Source organism: Rhodococcus sp. BS-15 (genome assembly GCF_000813105.1).
Lineage (GTDB): Bacteria > Actinomycetota > Actinomycetes > Mycobacteriales > Mycobacteriaceae > Rhodococcoides.
This window is the reverse complement of the sequence record NZ_BAOX01000438.1, coordinates 1-2,837: the sequence shown is the minus strand read 5'-3', so window position 1 is coordinate 2,837 and position 2,837 is coordinate 1. Positions and strand designations below refer to the sequence as shown.

1 protein-coding gene is annotated in these 2,837 nt (G+C 63.1%); it reads left to right on the top strand.

Going from position 1 to position 2,837, the window contains the following annotated elements; translation table 11 throughout:
* A partial coding sequence (locus RHBS_RS26415) for a UPF0182 family protein (RefSeq protein WP_374700668.1) occupies positions 1-2,439 on the top strand: 2,439 nt, incomplete at its 5' end.
* Positions 2,440-2,837: the final 398 nt, after the last annotated feature.

Below are 2,837 nucleotides of genomic sequence, written 5' to 3'. Positions count from 1 at the left end.
GGGGGAGACTTCGGGACCACCGATCCGCAGTTCGGCCTCGACGTCGGGTTCTACTCGTTCGACCTCCCGTTCTACCGGTTCGTCCTCAACTGGCTGTTCGTGGCCGTCGTATTGGCCTTCCTTGCGAACCTGCTGACGCAGTACGTGTTCGGTGGTATTCGCCTGGCCGGACGCGAGGGTGCACTCACTCGTGCTGCGCGTATTCAACTGGCGGTGATCGCGGGCAGCTTCGTTCTGCTCAAGGCCGTCGCATATTGGTTGGACAGGTACACGCTGCTGTCGAGCAGTCGCAAGGAACCCACGTTCAGCGGCGCCAGCTTCACCGACATCAACGCGGTGTTGCCGGCCAAACTGATTCTGCTCGCGATCGCCGTGATCTGTGCGATCGCCTTCTTCGCGGCGATCTTCCTCCGTGACCTCCGGATTCCGGCCTTGGCCACGGCATTGCTGGTCCTCTCGTCCATCCTGATCGGAGCCGTCTGGCCGCTGGTGATGGAACAGTTCTCGGTGCGCCCGAACGCGGCGGAGAAAGAGAGCACTTACATCCAGCGGAACATCACCGCGACGCGGGATGCGTACGGAATCGGCGATGACGTCGTCGAGTACCAGGACTACTCGGGAGAGAGTTCGCAGAATCCGCGCGAGAGCGAGGCGGACAGGACGACCATCGCCAACACTCGTCTGCTGGACCCGAACGTGTTGTCCCGCACCTTCACCCAGCAGCAGCAGCTGAAGAACTTCTTCGGTTTCCCCGACACACTCGACATCGACCGGTACGAGATCGACGGGCAGCTGCAGGACTACATCGTCGCTGCTCGCGAGCTCTCGCCGCAGTCCCTGACCGGGAACCAGACGGACTGGATCAACCGGCACACCGTCTACACGCACGGGAACGGCTTCGTTGCAGCTCCTGCCAACAGGGTCAACGCAGCTGTGCAGGATCCGACCGCCGAGGGTGCCAACAGCAACAGCGGCTACCCGATCTACACGGTCAGCGACATCGCGTCGCAGGATTCCCAGCAGGTCATTCCGGTCGATCAGCCCCGTATCTACTACGGCGAAGTCATCGCCGCAGCGGATCCGGACTACGCGATCGTCGGCGCTACCGGTACCGGGGACCGCGAGTACGACACCGACGAATCCAACTACACATACACCGGTTCGGGTGGCGTCTCGGTGGGCAATTGGTTCAACCGCCTGGCGTTCGCTGCGAAATACGCAGAGCGAAACATTCTCTTCTCCGGAGCTATCGGCGACGACTCGAAGATTCTGTTCGATCGCGATCCTCGTGATCGAGTGCAGAAGGTTGCGCCGTGGTTGACCACCGATACCGATTCGTACCCGGCGGTCGTGGACGGCAAAATCGTCTGGATCGTCGACGGCTACACGACGTTGAAGGACTACCCGTACGCTCAGCGGGCATCGCTGGACGGTCTGACCGTGGACAGCGTGGAGTCGACGACAGGTCGGCCACTCCCACGCGACGAGGTCTCGTACATCCGAAATTCCGTCAAGGCGACGGTCGACGCGTACGACGGCACAGTGACGCTGTACCAGGTCGATGACACCGATCCCGTGTTGAAAGCATGGATGGGCGTGTTTCCGAATTCGGTCCAGCCCGAGTCCGCGATCACGGACGAGCTCCGTTCGCACTTCCGCTACCCGGAGGACTTGTTCAAGGTTCAGCGAGAAATGCTGGCGAAGTACCACGTGGACAACCCCAACGAGTTCTTCACCAACAACGCGTTCTGGTCCGTACCGAGTGATCCGACCAGCAACAGCGGTGCCGGCAGTGATCTGAATCAGCCGCCCTACTACGTCCTGGTCGGCGATCCTGAGACCGGAGAGCCGTCGTTCCGGCTGACCAGCGCCATGGTCGGGTTCAACCGAGAATTGCTGGCTTCGTACATCTCGGTGCGGTCCGATCCCGACGACTACGGCAAGTTCACGGTTCTGCAATTGCCGACGCAGACGCAGACCCAGGGCCCGCAGCAGGCGCAGAACTCGATGACCTCCGACGCGCGGGTGGCATCGGACAGAACGCTGCTCGAGCAGTCGAACGAACTGCAGTACGGCAACTTGCTGACGCTCCCGATTGCCGACGGCGGAATCCTGTACGTGGAACCGCTGTACACCTCTCGGAAGAATGCTTCGACCTCGACGTTCCCGCAGTTGACGAAGGTTCTGGTCAGCTACCGGGAGCCGGGGGCTGAAGGTGGCGTCCGCGTCGGGTACGCGCCCAGGTTGTCCGAGGCGCTCGATCAGGTGTTCGGAGCGGGAACAGGCGCGGCTGCCACTGCTCCTGGTGGTGCTCCCGAGGATCCACAATCGGCCGAATCGGGAGGTACCTCGGGCGCTGAGGCCACAACGCCGGCTTCCCCGAATCCGGCTCCGTCCACCGGCGGCTCGGCAACACGGGACGCTGCGGTCACAGGTTGAATGCCGCGCTCGAAGCCGTGCGCACTGCGCAGCAGAGCGGAGATCTCGCAGAGCTCGGCACCGCGCTCGAGAATCTGCAGACCGCCGTCGACACGTACAACGGGGCCGGCAACTGATCGGTTCGGGTCAGGTCTGCTGACCCGAACCCGTTGATACGAGCGAAAGGGCCGCCTCACCGAATGGTGAGGCGGCCCTTTCGTCGTTCGTCACCTGGCTCGTGCGCGCGGCACCGCGGCAAGGTGAGAGGCAGTTCGACGAACTGCCGGGTGATCAGCGTCCGATGGGCGCGAGCACCGGGGCGTTGGCAGCAACGAGGTGCTGGAACTGCGTGCTCAGGCCGTACTGGTCGGCGAGCTTGGACGCTGCGTCGAACGCGCCCTGTGCAGCCTGCGTGGCCG